The organism is Gardnerella coleohominis, assembly GCF_002896555.1.
Classification (GTDB): Bacteria; Actinomycetota; Actinomycetes; order Actinomycetales; family Bifidobacteriaceae; genus Bifidobacterium; species Bifidobacterium vaginale_F.
In genome coordinates this window covers 208,833-226,005 of record NZ_MNLH01000003.1, presented here as the reverse complement: position 1 = coordinate 226,005, position 17,173 = coordinate 208,833, and the positions used below count along the sequence as shown (strand labels likewise).

Below are 17,173 nucleotides of genomic sequence, written 5' to 3'. Positions count from 1 at the left end.
AATAATTCCCTATCCTTAACTATCTACTGAATGAATCCAACTATTCAATAACTTTAAGCTTGTACAAACGAGGCTCGCCGAAAGGCAATCCAGTATCCGAAGGGAAAACTCCATCTTTTACTGTAAAGCTTATATAAACTTTCTTATTAATGTACTTCTCCATAATTTGTCTTGCCTGACTACCATCCTCAATCGCCATCATGGTTGCATCGCTAGGATGAGGCGGATTGCCCATATCTCCTACGTGAAGCACAGTAACGCTGGTTTTATTATCAAGAATAAGAATCATGAAAGTTTGATTAAGATCTGATCCAGGATTAGGATCTTGAATATTTTGCGCTTCAAGAACCTGGTTGTATGACAAAACTCGCACAGTTCCAGAAACTACTTGCCTTCCGCTTGCTTTTTCAGCTTTAATCTTGCTATCTAAAGATTCGCCACTAGCAGCTTTCTTAGAATCGGCTTTCTTACTAGCTTTCTTGTCAGACTTCTTGTCAGCCTTCTTAGAATCCTTATCTTCTGAATTAGAGTCGCCGCCTTTATTGCTTACGGTTTTCTCATAAGTATTATCCTCAGTTTTTGCCAAATTATCGAGAAGTGTAGTGTCATCTGTACTTACAAAATTAATATCTTTTACATTCTGTTTAGGAAGATCAGTGATTATTCCAGACCAGTATTTTTCTTGTTTAAGAGGATTGCTATCCTCAATATCCATAGTCACTTTATAAGCTCCAGTATCCCCTGTTCCAGAAGACCACTCAACATAGCTTAATGAATTGCTGTCTGCATATTGAGATACTGAAGCTCTAATGCCACTAGCTACGCCAGAGCCAATTAAATCATCTGAAGAAACAACATCACTGTAATCTTTATTTGCAGCAAAAAACTTCAGCAGTGATATACCTTCCAAATTTTTCCGCAAAACAAGCTCCGGAATATCCCTATCGCTCATATTGACTAACGCGTAAGAATACTTACTTTGGCTAGCATCAATTTTTAAATCAGCATCATTAAAGTTATATTTATCAGCGTTTGCTAAAACTTTTTTATATAAAGCTGCTACTTTTGCATTAATAACATTAACTTTTTTTGCACTATTAGCGGATTTTGTATTTGCGCTATTTTGATTCGAGCATCCAGCACATAATGGCACGAAAAGAAATAGCGATAGCACTAACGCAATAAATTTTTTTAGTTTCAACATAATTTCATTAGGCATAACTACCCCTTCTCAAGCTTTAACTAATTATAAGCAAACAAGTTAAATATTTTAATACGACATTGTAATATTTGAAAACTACGAAAAATATAGATTAATTAAATATAGAAAAGATATAGAAAAAGAAGAGATAGATATAGAGAAACTATAGAAAAGCCTGCGCAAAAGCTTTTCACTATTACGCAGGCCAGTATTTAAATATTAAATAAGCAACGCTTATGCTTCGAGCGTAATAGCAGGATGCAAATCAAACATTGTAACGTTGCGCTTAATGTGAGCAACAATGCTTGTTATAGCAATTGCAATAACGCCGAAAATCACTAGTATTCCAAAGCAGAAAGCTATTTCCCCACTGTTTCTACCAGCCATAGCCTGACGCAATCCCATAATAGAATACGTCATAGGAAGGTACGGATGAACAGCTTTAAAGAATGATGGAGTCATCTGCACTGGGAATGTTCCTGCAGAACTTGTGATTTGTAGCATAAGAAGCACAATCGCCACAATTCGACCTGGTATATGGAACACTGTCATAATCATTTGCATAATCGCCATAAATGTTATAGACGCCACAACTCCCAGCAGGTAGAATACGGCAACATTGTCAATTTGCAACTTTAAAACGCAATGAACAACAACCATAAGAATAGCCGACTGAACAACTCCCATAATCGCAAATGGCGTAAGGCTAATAAGCGTGCTCTTAAGCGAATTCATGCCATTAAGTATCGATCGTCTATCTATAACTCTTAACACGAATGTTGCCATAAGAGCGCCAACCCAAAGTCCTATAGAAATAAAGTAAGGTGCGAAACCAGTTCCATAGTTTTCAACATGAGAATACTCGTGTTCTTCCAAAGAAACAGGAGCACTCATCATCTTACTTTTTTGCACAATATTGTTGATTTTCCCAGACTTTTGAGCATCTTTAAGCCCGTCATGCAATTTCTTAGCACCATCAACAAGCTTTGGAGTGTTATCAGATAGCTTCTTAGCTCCAGAATTAAGCTGATTGGAGCCATTAACTATTTTCGCAGATCCTTGTGCAGCTTCATTCACGCCATTATTTAATTTCTCACTACCGTTACTTACTTGAGTCAAACCGTCAGCGAGTTTGTTCGCTCCAGCAGCAAGCTTATTCGAACCAGCGTTAACAGTTTCAATACCAGAAGAAAGAGCGTCAACTCCGCCCTTGATTTGTAAACTTCCAGTAGAAAGTCTGTCTGCTCCAGAACTTAGCGCAGAAAGATTTGTTTCTAGAAGATCAGAATTCTCACTTAATCCTCCAGCCAAACCTTGCAAGCTAGCAAGCACATCTTCCTTAGTAACTCTAGGATCTTGAGCTTTCATAAGAAGACCCATAATTTGTGCTTTTGTTTCAGCATTTCCAGCTTTAACGCGTTCTTCTAATTCGCTGCTCGAAGCTGCAAGCTTTTGCGCACCATCGTAGAATTCGCCTGTTGCTGCCGATAGTTTTTGAGTTCCTTCACTTAATTGTTGAGCACCATTTGCTAAATCTTGCGTTTTTTGAGCAAGATATTGAGCTCCTTCTTTACTTTGAACATTTGCTTTAGAAAGAGTATTCGCGCCTTTTTGAAGCTCACTTAATCCGCCTTGAAGCTTTCTCAAAGATTGTGAAAGCTGATTAGATCCATCTGCAAGCTTATTCACTCCATTTTGCAAAGATTTTGAGCCTTCATGCAAAGCATTAGCGCCATTTACGGCAGCACCAAGAGAATCAGAAGCGGAATTAACTTTCGCAAACATATTCTCCCAATACTCTTGTGCAATCGCCTCGCTAATTTCGCTACGCATAGTATGGAAAGCAGTTTTACCAATTTGCGAAGCCAGCATATTGCTTGCTTGATCATACTTTACGTGAAGCTTTGCTTTAGTAGGAGTATCGTATTGCGCAGAAGCAATGCACTTAGTGAAGGAAGATGGAATAGTTGCTACCATAAAATAGCTGCCATTCTTAAGACCTTTGTTTGCTTCATCACTATTCACAAAATTCCACTGGAATCCTTCGCTACCATCTTTTTGATTCTTTAAGCGTGTTTTAATTTCGTTTCCAATGTTACGCATTTTGCCGTTAATAACAGCACCATTGTCTTCAACAACAACAGCCACAGGAACGGTATTTAAAGTCTTATAAGGATTAGTAAATGCCCATAAATAAAGCGATCCGTATAAAAGTGGTATTAAAGCTACGGTTCCAATAACAAGCTTTCGAGCTTTTCCTTTCAATGTATTGTTAAGCTCACGAAACGCAAGAGAAATAATATTAGCGCGCATTTGTATCACCCTCATTAAGACTATTTTTATGCTCGTGATATGAATTTGAATCGCTTAGCGAAATAATCTGATCTGCTTGTTTTTCTAATTCGCTTTGTAAAACTCCAACAATGCAAGAGCAATAGTTTTCATTAACATACGCTCTAAGATCAGCAAATAAGCAATCGCTTTGCTCGCTTGTAAGCTCCGATTCAACTCCATCAACAAACAGTAACAATGGCTTCTTTAGCAAAGCTAACGCAATTGCTAAACGCATTCGCTCGTATGGAGTTAAATCACCTATTTCTGTTTCGCGAGGAGAAAACACTTTCCACTGTGCGAGTAAGTTATACGCGTACTGACGTAAGGCTTCACGATTATTAACGTTGTTCTTATACTGTTCTAAAAATAGTTTCGATTTAGAAGCAAGTTTCAACTCACTTGTTAAGACTTCTTCTATTGTTTGAGTTTTGTAAAAGTCATTAATTCCACTAAACAATCCCAAACCAACATAATCACGCGATTTTTGAAAGTCGCGAGGAAGAACCATATCTGAAATGCTAAGAGTTCCAGTAGTGAATTTCATATAACCGGATAATGTTAGAAGTAAAGCAGATTTTCCTGAACCATGTTCGCCTGAAATAGCAACGATTTGATGAGGCTCTACTTTTAGCGATATATCCCAAAATGGAGATCTTTTAAATTTTTTTAATCCTAAATTTTTAGCTTCTAAGAGCGTTTGGAATTTTTGCATAATTAATCAGTTGGCTGCAATTTTGCTAAGCCAAGCATTCCTCCTTACCTAATAATTGAATTACTAACTTTTTTACTTTTAATCATTTGATTTTTATTTTTTTACAGCAATCTCACATTACGCGCTGCAATAAAATTTTTAACTATTTAGATTAACGATTATTACTAACTATCCGAACAAACACTTTCAGAGTACTCTTTTATATGAACAACATGTGAACAACAGTAAAACAATCGAAATAATTAATGTTTTTTGCTTAATCTGCGTATAATCTTCAGCTAATATGATTTAATACCTAAAATTTACAAGACGCAACTATCCCCAAAACTGCATCAAAAATAAGATTTCAATACATGCATATAACTAAATTATCAGGTAGAATGATTGTGCTATATAGTCTTATAACACTCCTATAACACTGTGTTTTAAAGAAATAAGGGACACGCATTATGAATGAAGAAGCAGTACATCAATGGCTAATTAAATGCTTCGGCCCTGTTCAAGGTGAAGAAGCATGGCAACAGTTAAATCAGCTTCCTTTTGAAGTGCGCGAACAACTTATGAATCAGGATGCAGATAAGTTACCAAGCCCTGAAGAAGTTCGCACAATGATGCAAGCTTTTGCTATGGGAGGATTGAACTCTCCTGCACAAATGAGCGATACTCTTGAAAAAGGCCCTATTAACGTCAAACTAGCGCAATCATTGGCTTTGCAACAAGCAACTGGAGATAATGGCTCAGTTAATGCAAATATTGCAGATTCAGCGCGTAGATCTATAAGTCAAGCAAATTTATGGCTTGATATAACAACTAATTTCAATCCAGCTCCTGGAACTCCTGAGATTCTTTCGCGTGAAGCTTGGGTTGAAGACACTATTGATTCTTGGATTAAATTCGCTAATCCTGTTGCTCGTTCTATGAGCGATGCTTTTACTTCTGTTATTGCAGAAAGATTTGGCGATGTAGATAATGCTGAAATTTCAGGATTATTTGCTGGCGTTGTTCCTATCCCACTGCCTGAAGGTATGAATAATCCAGTTCAGCTTATGAAATTGTTAGCTAACACAAGTTTTGCAATGCAATTAGGGTCTGCTGCAGGAGCATTATCTCATGAAGTTCATGGAAGTTTTGATCAAGGTATTGCTTTATTGAAGAATCCTGCTGGAGGATTAATTCCTTATAATTGCATTGATTACGCTAAAGTTTGGAATTTAGAAACAACTGAAGTGATGAATTATCTCGCGTTAAGAGAATTGGCTCACGCTAGATTATTTGCATCAGTACCATGGCTTATGCCACGATTTGAATCTCTAATTATCAAGTATTCAAATTCTATCAATATTGATTTGGATGCTATGGAAGAACAATTGCGTAGCGTTGACGCTATGAATCCTGAATCTATCAGTGGAGCGATTAATCTTTCTAAAGTTGGTCTTAGTGATTCAGAAGATCAAAAACACGCTTTAGAAAGTTTGGAAACTTTACTTGCTTTAACTGAAGGCTGGGTGGATTGCGTTACTTGGCGAGCTGGAATGGCGCATATTCCTCATATAGATCAATTGCGCGAAATGACTCGTCGCGAGCGCGCTGCAGGCGGACCTGCTGAAGTTACGTTTGAAGCTCTACTTGGATTGCATCTGCGTCCAAAGCGCATGCGTGAAGCTGCAGATTTGTGGGAGAATATCACACGCGAAAAAGGCATTGAAGAAAGGGATTCTTTATGGTCACATCCTGATTTATTGCCTTCTCTTCCTGAAGATAATTCTTCTTCTAATAAATCTGGAAATAGTAAGAATCTTGAAAGTATTGAAAATATTGAGAGTATCGAAGATATTAAAGATATTGAAAATACTAAGGATACTGAAAATACTGGTGACGCTAAAGATACTGTTGCTACTGAAGATACTAGCGATGCTAAGAATACAAGTGATGCTAAAGAAGCAAAATCTGTAGAAAATACTGCGGATTCTAAGTCTTCTAATAGCAACAATACTTCTTTAGACAGCTTAGGCTTAAATAGTAGCGATAGCGAAAAAATTGATTCAATAAATTGGGATGATGAATTAGCTAAGTTACTTGATGATTCCAACTACAATGAAGACGGTAGCAGCAATCCAAGCAAAGATAGCGATAGTACAGATAACGCAACAGATAACGGAACTGACAATACAGACGATAACGCTACAGACGATGGCACAAATAACAGCTCTAAAAAAGATGAATAATTAAAGCTAAATAATTTTTAGCCTAAAAATCTACTAGACTAAAAATCTGCTAGCCTAAGAATGTTTTAGCCTAAGAATCTACTAGGCTGTCGTGTTGCTCCTGATGCAACTTCCCTGCGCAAAGCGTATGAAAGTTGCAGTGTTTTTTCGGAGCGCGTAATTGCAACATACATTAATCGCCGCTCTTCTTCGAGATTATCGTCATCAAGAGAAGACTCGTTTCCGAAAGGTATAAGACCTTCTGAACATCCGATAATAAAAACATGTTTAAATTCAAGACCTTTAGAGGCATGAATCGTAGAAACATTAACAGGAACAAGCATACGCGATTCTTCGCTATGAGGAATATCGCGCATCAAATCAGAAACTTTCAAAGGCTTATCTTGAATTTCAGAAGACGCTAAAACCGAATTTGAACCAACTTTTAAATCTGTAGAAGTATTCGAATCTGTAGAAGTATTCGATACGCTTTCATTTGCACTATTTTCAGATGGCATTGCTTCATCTAACACAGTTCGTTGAACACCCATATCGTTACGAACTTTAACGCGCAAACCAATATTGCATAACATCTTGCAAATAATATCTTGCTGAGCATTAGTCCTAGTTAATACAGCGCAATCACTTGGCACAACCTTATGATTGCGGACCATGCTCATGATATCTTGTGCAACAGCTAAAGCTTCATCCTTATCTGTGAGAAACATTTTTTTAGAAACTCTTTGACCACCCTTAGTTAATGCACGCATTTTCACATAATCTTTGCGATAAGGAGAAGCCGAAAGTACGCGATTTGCTAAACCAATAATGCGCTCTGTAGAACGATAATCCGTGTCTAAACTAATATCTGCACTAATAGGAGCAAATTCTTGAGTAAATTGCAACAAATCATAACTACTAGCTCCAGCGAATGAATAAATAGTCTGTGCAGGATCTCCAACTACGCAAACGTTCCTATTTTCACCCAACCATAATTTCAAAAGCTCATGTTGCAATGGGGAAACATCCTGATACTCATCAACAGTAAGCCATTTAATAGATTTACGTATTTTACTTGCAGCTTGAGGAAACGCGTTAATAATATGGCAAGTAAGCAGCAATAAATCATTGAAGTCTATAAAATTATGAGAATTCTTCTCGCGCTCATAGGCCTCATACATTTCAATAAACTGTTCTACTTCCAATCCTGCTGGAGGCTTGCGATGCGTTGCTGCACAAACTTTTTCATAGTCTTTAGGAGCTATAAGAGATACTTTAGCCCAATTAATTTCCGCAATAATATCTCTAACATACGAAGCAGGAATATCAGATAATCCTTCACATTGAGATGCAGCCATTCGAACGATATTTCTAGGATCATCGATTATGTTAGGAAAAGGAGCAGAACAAACGTCTTGCCAAACACTACGAGTTTGTTGCAATGCTGCAGAATGAAAAGTAGAAACCCTAGCTCCAGCACACACGCCTAAACTATCTAGCCTATCTTTCATCTCTTTAGCTGCTTTTACAGAAAAAGTAACAGCTAATACGCCTTTAGGATCCCACTCATTTTTAGCGCAAGCGTATGCGATTCTTCTAGTAATAGTACGAGTTTTACCAGCTCCAGCGCATGCAATAATTCTCACAGGACCATGCAATGACATTGCTGCTTCGCGCTGTTTATCGTCCAAACCTTGCAATAATGCTTCAGGAGTATCTATAAAACTCATACTTCTATTGTGACAGTAATTCTAGCCATATAAAAATTTTTATTGCATATGTGGTCAGAAGTTTTGTTAATAGCTAAAAAAGACCTTCTGTTCGCGGATTGAAGCAATACTGTTAGCGACTAAAAGCAATTCTGCTCGCGACTAATACAAAACAATCGCGATTGACGCAAAACAATACTTGGAAAAACAAAAAACAATACTTGGAAAAACTGTCGCATTTCGTTACTTTGTATTACTGTGGGAGTGTGACACAGTTAAGCAGATTCAAGTTAGCAGCATTGGCCTCATCGGTCATGCCAGAAGTACAGTTCGCTGGAACCCGCCAAAGCGAGCAGGCAAATGCCACTGATGCCTCTGCGGGAATCTCTCATGCAGTTATACAGGACGTTTCAGGCAAGCTTTACGACATATTTGTCAGTAGCGAGATGAAAGGCCGTGTAAGATTACGCGATCGCGCAAGAGCAGCATGGTCATTACAGCAAACAAAAGGCTTAGCAGGACTTGGTTTTGCTCATGATGAGATGCTTAATTTTTATCCTGGAGCATTACGCCCATCGAATGAAAGCAATGACGCTGAAAAGAAATCTTCTGATTCTCAAGCAAACCTAAATTCGTCTGTTATGCAAGGTGCTACATACGGCGAATATAAGCCTTTGAAAGACGATAATCCAACTGTATTGATCTGCTCACACCTTCGCGGAACTGCTAGAGAACTTAATCTTCTAACTACTGATGATTGCATGAATGTTGGCACAGCTTTAGGTGCGATTCACAGGCTCCGTCCTACTTTTTTGCAAAGAGCAAAATACCCAGCATTTACGACTGGGAATATTAGAGCACAGCTTACTGGTTGGATTAAGCGTTTACGTTCTGCCGGTCACATACCTACAGAAATCACAGATAGCTGGTCACGAGTACTTGAAACAGAAGGATTATGGGCATTTGATACTTGCCCAGTTCACGGCGGATTCTCAGATGGAGATTTGCTATTTTCTGGTTCCACTATTAGCGCTATTACTAATTGGCAAAGTATGCAAATAAATGATCCTGCACGCGATTTAGCTTGGATTTTCGCAAAGTTAAATGAGCAAAAGCGAGATGCATTACTTTCCTCATACGGGCGCATGCGCGGATCGCATTTAGATAGCCTTATTATGCTACGCGCTAATTTATGGCTGCAGATGGAACAAGTCGGAGATTTTATTCAAGCATTACAGAATGCGGATAATATTGGAATAATGCGATTTAAAGCACAAGTTGAACGTCTTGCGCATGAGCTTAATCGCATTAATGGATCTAAAGCAGCTAAAAACGCTAGAGCTAATAGTGTTAAGCCTTCTACTCTTACAGTTGGTGATTTACTAAGCGATGACACTCGTTCTTCTGAAAGAAAACCAGCTACCGGAGCAAATCTTAAAGCATCTTATGATACTCAAATAGTCACAGATGCATCTACAGATGTTACCGCGGAAAGCGATGTCACACTCGATAGAGGCGCTCAAGTCAAAGATCCTACTAATGAGCATACTGTTCAATTAAATGATGACACTAATGAAACTACGTCTTCTACAAGTGCGAAATCTGGGACTTTTGATTCTATTGAAACACAAGTTATAAATAGCATAAATAATAAAGAAGAAGCTAACGAAGTTAACGAAAACAGCGCTGACAGCACTAATGCTACTGAAGCTACTCAAGCTACTCAAGCTGCTAAAGCTGCTAAAGCTTATGAAACTAGCGGCGATGCGGCTGACAACGCTGAAGATACTGAAACTAGAGCTGACGACGCTACGGCCACTAAAGCTACTGAAACTAACACTACTAAAGCTAAAGCTACTGAAACTAAATCTGACAGCACTAAGACTGACAACTCTAAAGCTAATCAAACTAAAGTTGATTCAGATGACGCTCCTGCTACTATTGCTATCCCGTTACTTGAACGAGAAGAACGTGCGATGCGCGACGCTAGAGCAGATTTAGATAATTAATATGCTGATAAAATAACTTTAAATAAACACACAATAGGAGATTATTATGCAAGTAGTGCTCGGAGTGAAATACGTTTCTGATTCCATTGATTTTGAAACTAAACAAAGCGCAGACGAAGTTCGTGAAGCAATAGCAAATACCAATGAAAATTCTATGATTGAACTCACTGATATAAACAATCGTAAGATTATTATGCCAAAAGAATCACTATCTTACGCAATTATCGGAGACAAACCAAAGCACACAGTAGGATTCGGCGCTCTAAATTAAGCAATATATTTTGATTTATTCAATATATTTTGCTAATTGTCACGCGAAAATATCACTGCCATGCGTTGCTAAAATCAAAGTAATCAAAGCAGCAATCCACAAAGCATCAACCATAATATCGTAATTCAAACGATAATACGTTTTAATCCATGGCATAGCTTTCAATCCTACTCCTTGCAAACAAGTAGTAGCGTGAGAAAGCGCCATGAATTGTATTGTTGTGCAAAGCATTAAAACTAAGCACCACGGGCATATGATTTTAATCACGAATAACGATTGCGAAAACAGCCAATAAGCGTAAAGCAAAGCACACAATCCACATGCCCACGAAGCAGCTGCAAGCCATTTAGGGAATTTCATTCGCGCTAATCCGATTATTGCAATCGTTACAAAAATGCTCTCTGCAGCTATTCCAAAGAATGAGTTAGGGAAACTTAATTCACCGAATCGTATGAATTCCGCCTGCCATGTTTGAGCAACTTTTGAACAAGACACTACAGCATTAACATCGCAGCTTAATTGAGAATGTGGAGCGCGAGCCAAAGCTAGCGTTTCAGACGAAAGAACAAATGAAGTTAGTAACGCTAATGCTGAAACAGCAAGCATAACGCCATAAGTCCATATATGCGAATTACGCCAACCTTTAAACTCGGCTTCGTTATTTTTTTGTGCAATATCTGATTGTTGCATAATTACTCCTACGCGTTTTTAAAGATTACGTAACTTTTCGCAAAGTGCGTTACATAGCACAGTTTACGATAGTTGTATGACTGTAAACGGTAACGATAACGAATCTACTAAAAAGCATTGCTGTGAATCCATAAACGACAACGAATGCGATTATAAAAATACGTTTTCGTATAATACAAGTTTACACTATGATTCATTAATTCATTCACATATAAGCGGCTGGGACTTGCACTGCCACACAACGTATTCCGACGGCACTAAAACTCCCCAAGATTTAATAAAAATCGCCAAAAAACTTAATATCGAAGGCGTTGCCATTACAGATCACGACACAACATCAGGATGGGATGATTTTCAAAAAGCTGCATCTAAAGAGAATATGCCAGTTTTATACGGTTCTGAAATTACAGCCGAAGATCACGGAATTTCAGTACACATGTTAGCTTATCAATATAATCCCGAAGATAATCTTGTGACAAAAATGTTTGCGACTACTAGAAAACGACGCATAGATCGCACGCGTGCAATGGTTGAAAGAATGTCAAAAGATTATCCGATTACTTGGGAAGACGTTTTAGCTCAAGCTAGCTATGGCGAGCTTACTACAATTGGACGCCCTCATATTGCAGACGCTCTTGTTGCTGCTGGAATTTTTGAAACGCGATCTCAAGCTTTCGCCGGACCGATTTCTCCTCATGGACCATACTACATTCCAACTCCATCCCCGAATGTTTATGAAGTTATTGAAGCTGTTAAACATGCTGGCGGCGTGAGTGTGATTGCTCACCCTGCAGACTATAGTCGCAATTCTATTTTGCTTTCAGACGATCAAATTATTTCCTATGCTCACTCTGGATTAAACGGATTAGAAGTTTATCACCGCGGAAATTCTTTAACGCAAAGGCAAAGATTATTAAAAATAGCTAAAGATTACAATCTGCTTATTACCGGCGGATCTGATTGGCATGGAGATGGCAAGCCGAACCTCCTCGGGGAGGAATTAACAGGGCGTGAGACAGTAAACAAAATACTCAAGCTAGGATACAAGCTCTAGCTCTAGCTAATAAAAGCATCCTCCTATTTTTTGCAGAATTTTCGCCAATTTTTGCCATTTTTGACTGTGACTCTGGCGGTGACTCTTGCTGTGAGGAATAAGGGTTGCTTGTCTCGCAGACGTTACGCTCTCGTACAGTACATGGTTTTTATGCTTGTGCTACTAGTGTTTGGATTCTTAGTTAAGTTTTTATTCCCAATAGGATTGGATTATGTGAAGGTCTGTTTAGAATCGCTCCACTCTTATATTGCTCGACCAAGCAATCCTTATCCCTCACTAGTACCTGGTGCGTAGATCTATTTACCAAACATGCTTTTACCAGTTAGGCAGAGATTTAAGATTTTTCGCCCAGAGCGAAATGAACCTCAGCACGAAGTGGTGATTCATTGAGCGAAGAAGAAAAATTGAAAAATCTCGGTGATTAACCGAAGATTAAAAGACTAAACATGCCAAGAGCTGTCGAAGTTTCTCTTAGAGCAATGTAAAAATCTTGCGATGAGAGAAACTCCGACAACTCAGCAACACTAAATAGGAGCTTAAAGCGCGCAATGCTGCACTCAAGCAGGTCGTCGAGCTAGTAATCCTTGTCTCACGCCAGAATTAAAAAATAGCAGAACTAGTTAAGCAAAGTTTTAGACAAAACGCTTATGCGATTGCTGTTATCGGAATTTGAAAGAGTTATACTGCCAATTTCTGTTTGAGGAGCAAGCTCTGAGCGCGCAAACAACACTTCGCGCAAATGATTAATAGTCCCAGCATTGCCATCAACGATGTTAACATTAGAAGGCAAAAATTCGCGAAAATAATCACGATAAAAAATAAAATGCGTACACCCAAGTACAACCGAATCAATAGACTCTAAATCGTAATCATCAAAATATTTATGAAGAGCTGCAAAAACTATATCGCGATTACTAAGCTCCCCTTGTTCAACAATACGCACTAAATCCGGGCAAGGCCTAGAGAAAATCGTGTTGTTTTGAGAAAAGCGTTGAAGCAAATCCGCAAACTTGCGCTCGCGAAGAGTTAGCTCAGTTGCTGCTACGATTACGCGTTGAGGCTTGCCTTTGCCTAAATCGCAAGCTAATTTCAAAGCTGGCTCCATACCTATGATTGGTATGTCGTAGTGCGCTCGCAAATCTTTCACAGCCGCAGAAGTGGCGGTATTGCAAGCAATCACAACTGCTTTTACATTTAGGTTAACGAATCGCTCAACGATTGCAAAGCTCAGCTTTTTAACTTCTTCAGGAGTTTTAATGCCGTATGGCGCGTTTGCAGAGTCGCCGAAATAAAGTATATGCTCATTTGGCATAGCGGATCTTATTTCGCGAGCAACAGATATCCCACCTAATCCAGAATCAAACACACCAATTGCTGCCGACGAAGACATACGCTACCTCCTAAGACAGTTCACAATCGTAATGGCGAGCCTCAACATACTACGAAATATATTGAACACTGCCATTTCTAATTATGGCAACTTCGCTAGCAACTTCTTGCACAACGCCAACATCATGAGTAATAAACAAGCATGCGTAACGGTATTTTTGTTGCAAATCATGTAATAAGTTAAGTACACGACGTTGCACTGTTACGTCAAGCGCAGAAGTTGGCTCATCCGCAATAAGCAGAGAAGGCTGTAAAATCAACGCTCGCGCAATACCTACGCGCTGTCTTTGACCTCCGGAAAGCTCGTGAGGAAAACGGCTTGCGAATTCAACTGGCACTTGTACTTGATTAAGCATTTCTTCAACGCGCTCTAAACGCTCATTGGCATCAAGATTCGTGTGTAAAAGTAATGGTTCTGCAATACTCCAGCCAATGGTTTTACGCGGATTTAGTGCGGAACCTGAATCTTGAAAAACGTATCCAATTCGCGATAATGCTTGGCGTCGAGCTTTACTGTTTAATCTGTTTAAGTTTTCTCCATTAAGTAGCACTAATCCTGAATTTGGTTTGATTTGCCCAGAAATAAGCTTTGCAATAGTGGTTTTTCCAGCTCCAGACTCCCCGACTAAAGCTAGTGTAGATCCAGAGTTAATGCGCAAGTTTGCGTTAGTGAGAGCAAGTTTATTTGAATCTTTGCTAAAACGAGCATGCGAATACTTCACACTTACGCCTTGAACTTCAACTACTGGAGATCCAGATTCTGGAGATTCAGATTCTGGAGATTCAGAAATATTTTCAGCAATATTATTAGAAATATTCTTAGAAATATTCTTAGCAATCGCTTTCGCTACTTCTTCTATACTTTCATAAGAATCACCACTTGAAGCATATTGCATATCAAATTTCGGAACAGAATCCAGCAAAGTACGCGTATATTCGTGCTTAGGATTCGCAAAAATATGCTGAACTTCGCCAGATTCCACAATATTCCCGCCTTGCATTACATACATTTCATCCGCGAGCGCGCGCACAACACTCATATCGTGCGTAATAATTAACACAGCAAGATGTAATTTCTCCGACAAATTACGTATAAGACGTAAAATATCTCGTTGCGTTGTGATGTCGAGTGCTGTTGTAGGCTCGTCTGCAATCAAAACTTGTGGACGATTTATTAAAGCCATCGCAATCATCGCACGCTGAAGTTGGCCGCCAGAAAGCTCATGCGGATAAGAACGGTACACGCGCTCAGCATCACTCAACTCAACCTCGAGAAGCTGCGAAATCACACGCTTCTTACGCTCTCTATGGCTAAGTTTTCCTGCTTTTTCAGGATGATATATTAGCGCTTCTTCTATTTGCTTGCCGATTGTTTTCACAGGATTAAACGCACTGGACGGCTCCTGAAAAATCATGCCAATCATACCACCGCGAATATGCTCATATGGGGCATCTTCGCTAAGCAAATTTATAAAGGATTCGTTAGAATCCGAAGCGTTAAAAAGCGCCACATTCCCTTCAACACGCGCATTATTATCAAGCAATCCCATAAGCGCGAGCGCAGTAAGCGACTTTCCAGAACCGGACTCGCCTACTAACGCAGAAACCATTCCGGCGCGCAATTGCATAGAAACGTTGTGCGTAATTTGCCTATCATCAATCGAAACCGACAAATCTTCAACGCTTATAACAATTTTTTTACGCGCATCTGAAGCTTGCGCATCTGAAGCTTTATTATCCAAAGATTGCGCATCCAAAGATTGCTCACTAGAAGCTTTATTATCTAAAGCTTGCGCATCCAAATTCGTCATCTTAAATCACCTATTCAAAGACACAGCTGCATAATTAGGGTAAGCAGGAAAACTTCCGATGTAAAAATTCTCAACACTGCTTCCATGAATAAACGTGTTATGCGAGTAAATAAGCGGAACAACAGGAGAATCTTCCATAATAGTTCGATCCGCCTTTTGCCACAGTTTATGAGCCGAATTCTCGTCAACAGTTTGCACAGCTTCGTGAATTAAAGCATCTACTTTAGGATTCGAATAACGAGAAATATTCCAGTTACCGCCGCCAATTTGCGAAGAATCAAAAAGCGGTCCCAAATTCGCAAAAGCAGAAGGAAAATCAGGCTGCCACGAAGCCAAAGCCAAATCGTAATCTCCGGAATTTGACGTAATTGCATCCGTAAAGTTTACTGCGTCAACAGTTTTAATCGTCACTTTAATACCAGCTCGCTTTAAACTTGATTGCACAGAAGACGCCACTTGCGTTTGATCCGGACGCGCGATAAGGCTCAACTTAATATCAGTTTTACCTGATTTTTTCAACAGTTGTTTAGCTTTCTCAACGTTCCCTCGAGGATCTTCAGAATACAAGTTAAACTGCTTTCGACCAGAAATACCAGGCGTAATAAGCGTAGTAGCAAAACCTCCAGCAATTTCGCCGCCCTTCGCAGTGCGATACGACTGCTTATCAACAGAATACTGAATCGCCTTTCGAATATTGATATCCGTTATTCTGCGCGTATTAATAGCCAAATATTCAAGAGCACCATCACTACTAGTAGTTAGCAACTTGCGAGATTGAGGATGTGCTTGAGCTTGTGCAAGCTGAGCAGGCGGCACAAAATCAGCCAAAAATGCGGCTTTTGTATCCGTATTTCCTTGAATCATAGACTGAGCTGAAACAGTAGTATCCGAACCAAGTTTCCACACGATTTCATCTGTAGCAGCTGTGCGAGTGCTGTCAAGCTTGGGATCCCAATACTTATTGCGTTGCATTACAACTTGCTTTCCAACTTCGTTTTGCACAATCCTGTATGGCCCTGAAGATTTAGGCTTTTTACTATATGTCTGAGCATCGCCTGAACTAGTTGGAACCGGCACGAATGCAGCCAAAGATGTCACCCACGGCCAATCTGCAAAAGGTGCTTTCAAATGGAAAATAATCGTTTGATTATCTGGAGTTTCAATCGAATCAAGCGACTTTCCGTCGAATGGTCCTCTATAGTTTTCAGCTCCAACAAGAAGAGTTTTGTGATATCCAAAACCACCGCTTAACGAATCTGCAAACGAGCGCTCAATGCCAAATTTAATATCGTGCGAAGTAATTTCGGTTCCATCTTCATACTTAACACCCTTTTTAAGAGTGTATTTCCAAGTTTTTCCACCGTCACTTGTTGTGCCAGTATCCGTTGCCAAATCTGGAACTACGCGCGTTTGCTTGCTTAAATCCGGATTTACTTTCCAAGTAGTAAGCGCGCGGAAGATGAAATTATTTGACGTAATTGGCAAACCCTGACTGCGAGCTGGATCGAAATTCATATTCGTATTTGACGTAAATATTGTAAGAGTTCCGCCTTTTTTAGGATTAGAATTTAGAACGGAAGCGTTCGTAATACTGGTTTTTCCCGAGTTGTAATTTGTGCAAGCTGAAAGCGAAAGTAGTGAAATTGTAAGTAGCGAAAAAGCTGCTGTTGAAGCAAGAATTTTCTTTGAAATCGTATTTTTGAAAATGAACATAATAATCCCCTTATTTCTTTAATATTTCTATTTAAAATTTAATTCTTTAAAACTCGCGCATACGCTATTTAACGTT

At 39.1% G+C, this 17,173-nt stretch carries 12 protein-coding genes; 4 read left to right on the top strand and 8 right to left on the bottom strand.

The genetic code is table 11. The features are described 5' to 3' along the window. Positions 1-40: 40 nt before the first annotated feature. From BFS05_RS04265 to BFS05_RS04255, 3 genes are all read right to left on the bottom strand, one after another. Positions 41-1,219, bottom strand: a complete 1,179-nt coding sequence (locus BFS05_RS04265) for a hypothetical protein (protein WP_103084750.1) — start codon at positions 1,217-1,219, stop codon at positions 41-43. A gap of 216 nt (positions 1,220-1,435) precedes the next feature. Further along, complete coding sequence (locus BFS05_RS04260) at positions 1,436-3,514, bottom strand: YhgE/Pip domain-containing protein (protein WP_180978594.1); 2,079 nt, start codon at positions 3,512-3,514, stop codon at positions 1,436-1,438. Next, complete coding sequence (locus BFS05_RS04255; RefSeq protein ID WP_103084748.1) at positions 3,504-4,247, bottom strand: ATP-binding cassette domain-containing protein; 744 nt, start codon at positions 4,245-4,247, stop codon at positions 3,504-3,506. The genes BFS05_RS04260 and BFS05_RS04255 overlap by 11 nt, the downstream gene beginning before the upstream one ends. 449 nt (positions 4,248-4,696) lie before the next feature. Here BFS05_RS04255 and BFS05_RS04250 point away from each other — a divergent pair, with 449 nt between their 5' ends. Next, positions 4,697-6,472 carry a zinc-dependent metalloprotease gene (locus tag BFS05_RS04250; protein ID WP_103084747.1) on the top strand — a complete coding sequence of 592 codons (1,776 nt, stop codon included), beginning with the start codon at positions 4,697-4,699 and terminating at the stop codon, positions 6,470-6,472. Between the two features lie 65 nt (positions 6,473-6,537). Here the strand turns inward: BFS05_RS04250 and BFS05_RS04245 are convergent, their stop codons facing one another. Next, positions 6,538-8,181 (bottom strand): ATP-dependent helicase, encoded by a 1,644-nt coding sequence (locus BFS05_RS04245; protein ID WP_103084746.1) that lies wholly within the window; start codon positions 8,179-8,181, stop codon positions 6,538-6,540. A gap of 293 nt (positions 8,182-8,474) precedes the next feature. On the opposite strand from BFS05_RS04245, the gene BFS05_RS04240 reads away from it, so the two are divergent. Continuing rightward, complete coding sequence (locus BFS05_RS04240; protein WP_103084745.1) at positions 8,475-10,169, top strand: phosphotransferase; 1,695 nt, start codon at positions 8,475-8,477, stop codon at positions 10,167-10,169. Positions 10,170-10,215: 46 nt separating this feature from the next. Then, the gene (locus tag BFS05_RS04235; protein ID WP_103084744.1) at positions 10,216-10,440 is read left to right on the top strand and encodes a DUF3107 domain-containing protein; all 225 of its coding nucleotides are present in this window, start codon (positions 10,216-10,218) and stop codon (positions 10,438-10,440) included. A gap of 39 nt (positions 10,441-10,479) precedes the next feature. On the opposite strand, the gene BFS05_RS04230 is transcribed toward BFS05_RS04235, so the two are convergent. After that, positions 10,480-11,130 carry a vitamin K epoxide reductase family protein gene (locus BFS05_RS04230; RefSeq protein WP_103084743.1) on the bottom strand — a complete coding sequence of 217 codons (651 nt, stop codon included), beginning with the start codon at positions 11,128-11,130 and terminating at the stop codon, positions 10,480-10,482. Positions 11,131-11,206: 76 nt separating this feature from the next. Here BFS05_RS04230 and BFS05_RS04225 point away from each other — a divergent pair, with 76 nt between their 5' ends. Next, positions 11,207-12,184, top strand: coding sequence for a PHP domain-containing protein (locus tag BFS05_RS04225; RefSeq protein ID WP_103084742.1), 978 nt, complete (start codon positions 11,207-11,209; stop codon positions 12,182-12,184). Positions 12,185-12,800: 616 nt separating this feature from the next. On the opposite strand, the gene murI is transcribed toward BFS05_RS04225, so the two are convergent. From murI to BFS05_RS04210, 3 genes are read right to left on the bottom strand one after another with little or no spacing between them, the layout of a single operon-like run. Further along, positions 12,801-13,574 carry a glutamate racemase gene (gene murI, locus BFS05_RS04220; RefSeq protein WP_103084741.1) on the bottom strand — a complete coding sequence of 258 codons (774 nt, stop codon included), beginning with the start codon at positions 13,572-13,574 and terminating at the stop codon, positions 12,801-12,803. 49 nt (positions 13,575-13,623) lie between these two features. Further along, positions 13,624-15,384, bottom strand: coding sequence for a nickel ABC transporter ATP-binding protein NikE (gene nikE, locus BFS05_RS04215; RefSeq protein ID WP_103084740.1), 1,761 nt, complete (start codon positions 15,382-15,384; stop codon positions 13,624-13,626). A gap of 6 nt (positions 15,385-15,390) precedes the next feature. Further along, on the bottom strand, positions 15,391-17,097 hold the full coding sequence (locus BFS05_RS04210) for an ABC transporter substrate-binding protein (RefSeq protein WP_103084739.1): 1,707 nt from the start codon (positions 17,095-17,097) through the stop codon (positions 15,391-15,393). Positions 17,098-17,173 lie beyond the last annotated feature (76 nt).

Bases quoted from the DNA above. Each gene is read 5' to 3' on its own strand.
- BFS05_RS04240 (WP_103084745.1), top strand. From the start codon at position 8,475: ATGCCAGAAGTACAGTTCGCTGGAACCCGCCAAAGCGAGCAGGCAAAT.
- nikE (WP_103084740.1), bottom strand. From the start codon at position 15,384: ATGACGAATTTGGATGCGCAAGCTTTAGATAATAAAGCTTCTAGTGAG.
- BFS05_RS04225 (WP_103084742.1), top strand. From the start codon at position 11,207: ATGACTGTAAACGGTAACGATAACGAATCTACTAAAAAGCATTGCTGT.
- BFS05_RS04230 (WP_103084743.1), bottom strand. From the start codon at position 11,130: ATGCAACAATCAGATATTGCACAAAAAAATAACGAAGCCGAGTTTAAA.
- BFS05_RS04260 (WP_180978594.1), bottom strand. From the start codon at position 3,514: ATGCGCGCTAATATTATTTCTCTTGCGTTTCGTGAGCTTAACAATACA.
- murI (WP_103084741.1), bottom strand. From the start codon at position 13,574: ATGTCTTCGTCGGCAGCAATTGGTGTGTTTGATTCTGGATTAGGTGGG.
- BFS05_RS04255 (WP_103084748.1), bottom strand. From the start codon at position 4,247: ATGCAAAAATTCCAAACGCTCTTAGAAGCTAAAAATTTAGGATTAAAA.
- BFS05_RS04245 (WP_103084746.1), bottom strand. From the start codon at position 8,181: ATGAGTTTTATAGATACTCCTGAAGCATTATTGCAAGGTTTGGACGAT.
- BFS05_RS04250 (WP_103084747.1), top strand. From the start codon at position 4,697: ATGAATGAAGAAGCAGTACATCAATGGCTAATTAAATGCTTCGGCCCT.
- BFS05_RS04210 (WP_103084739.1), bottom strand. From the start codon at position 17,097: ATGTTCATTTTCAAAAATACGATTTCAAAGAAAATTCTTGCTTCAACA.
- BFS05_RS04235 (WP_103084744.1), top strand. From the start codon at position 10,216: ATGCAAGTAGTGCTCGGAGTGAAATACGTTTCTGATTCCATTGATTTT.
- BFS05_RS04265 (WP_103084750.1), bottom strand. From the start codon at position 1,219: ATGCCTAATGAAATTATGTTGAAACTAAAAAAATTTATTGCGTTAGTG.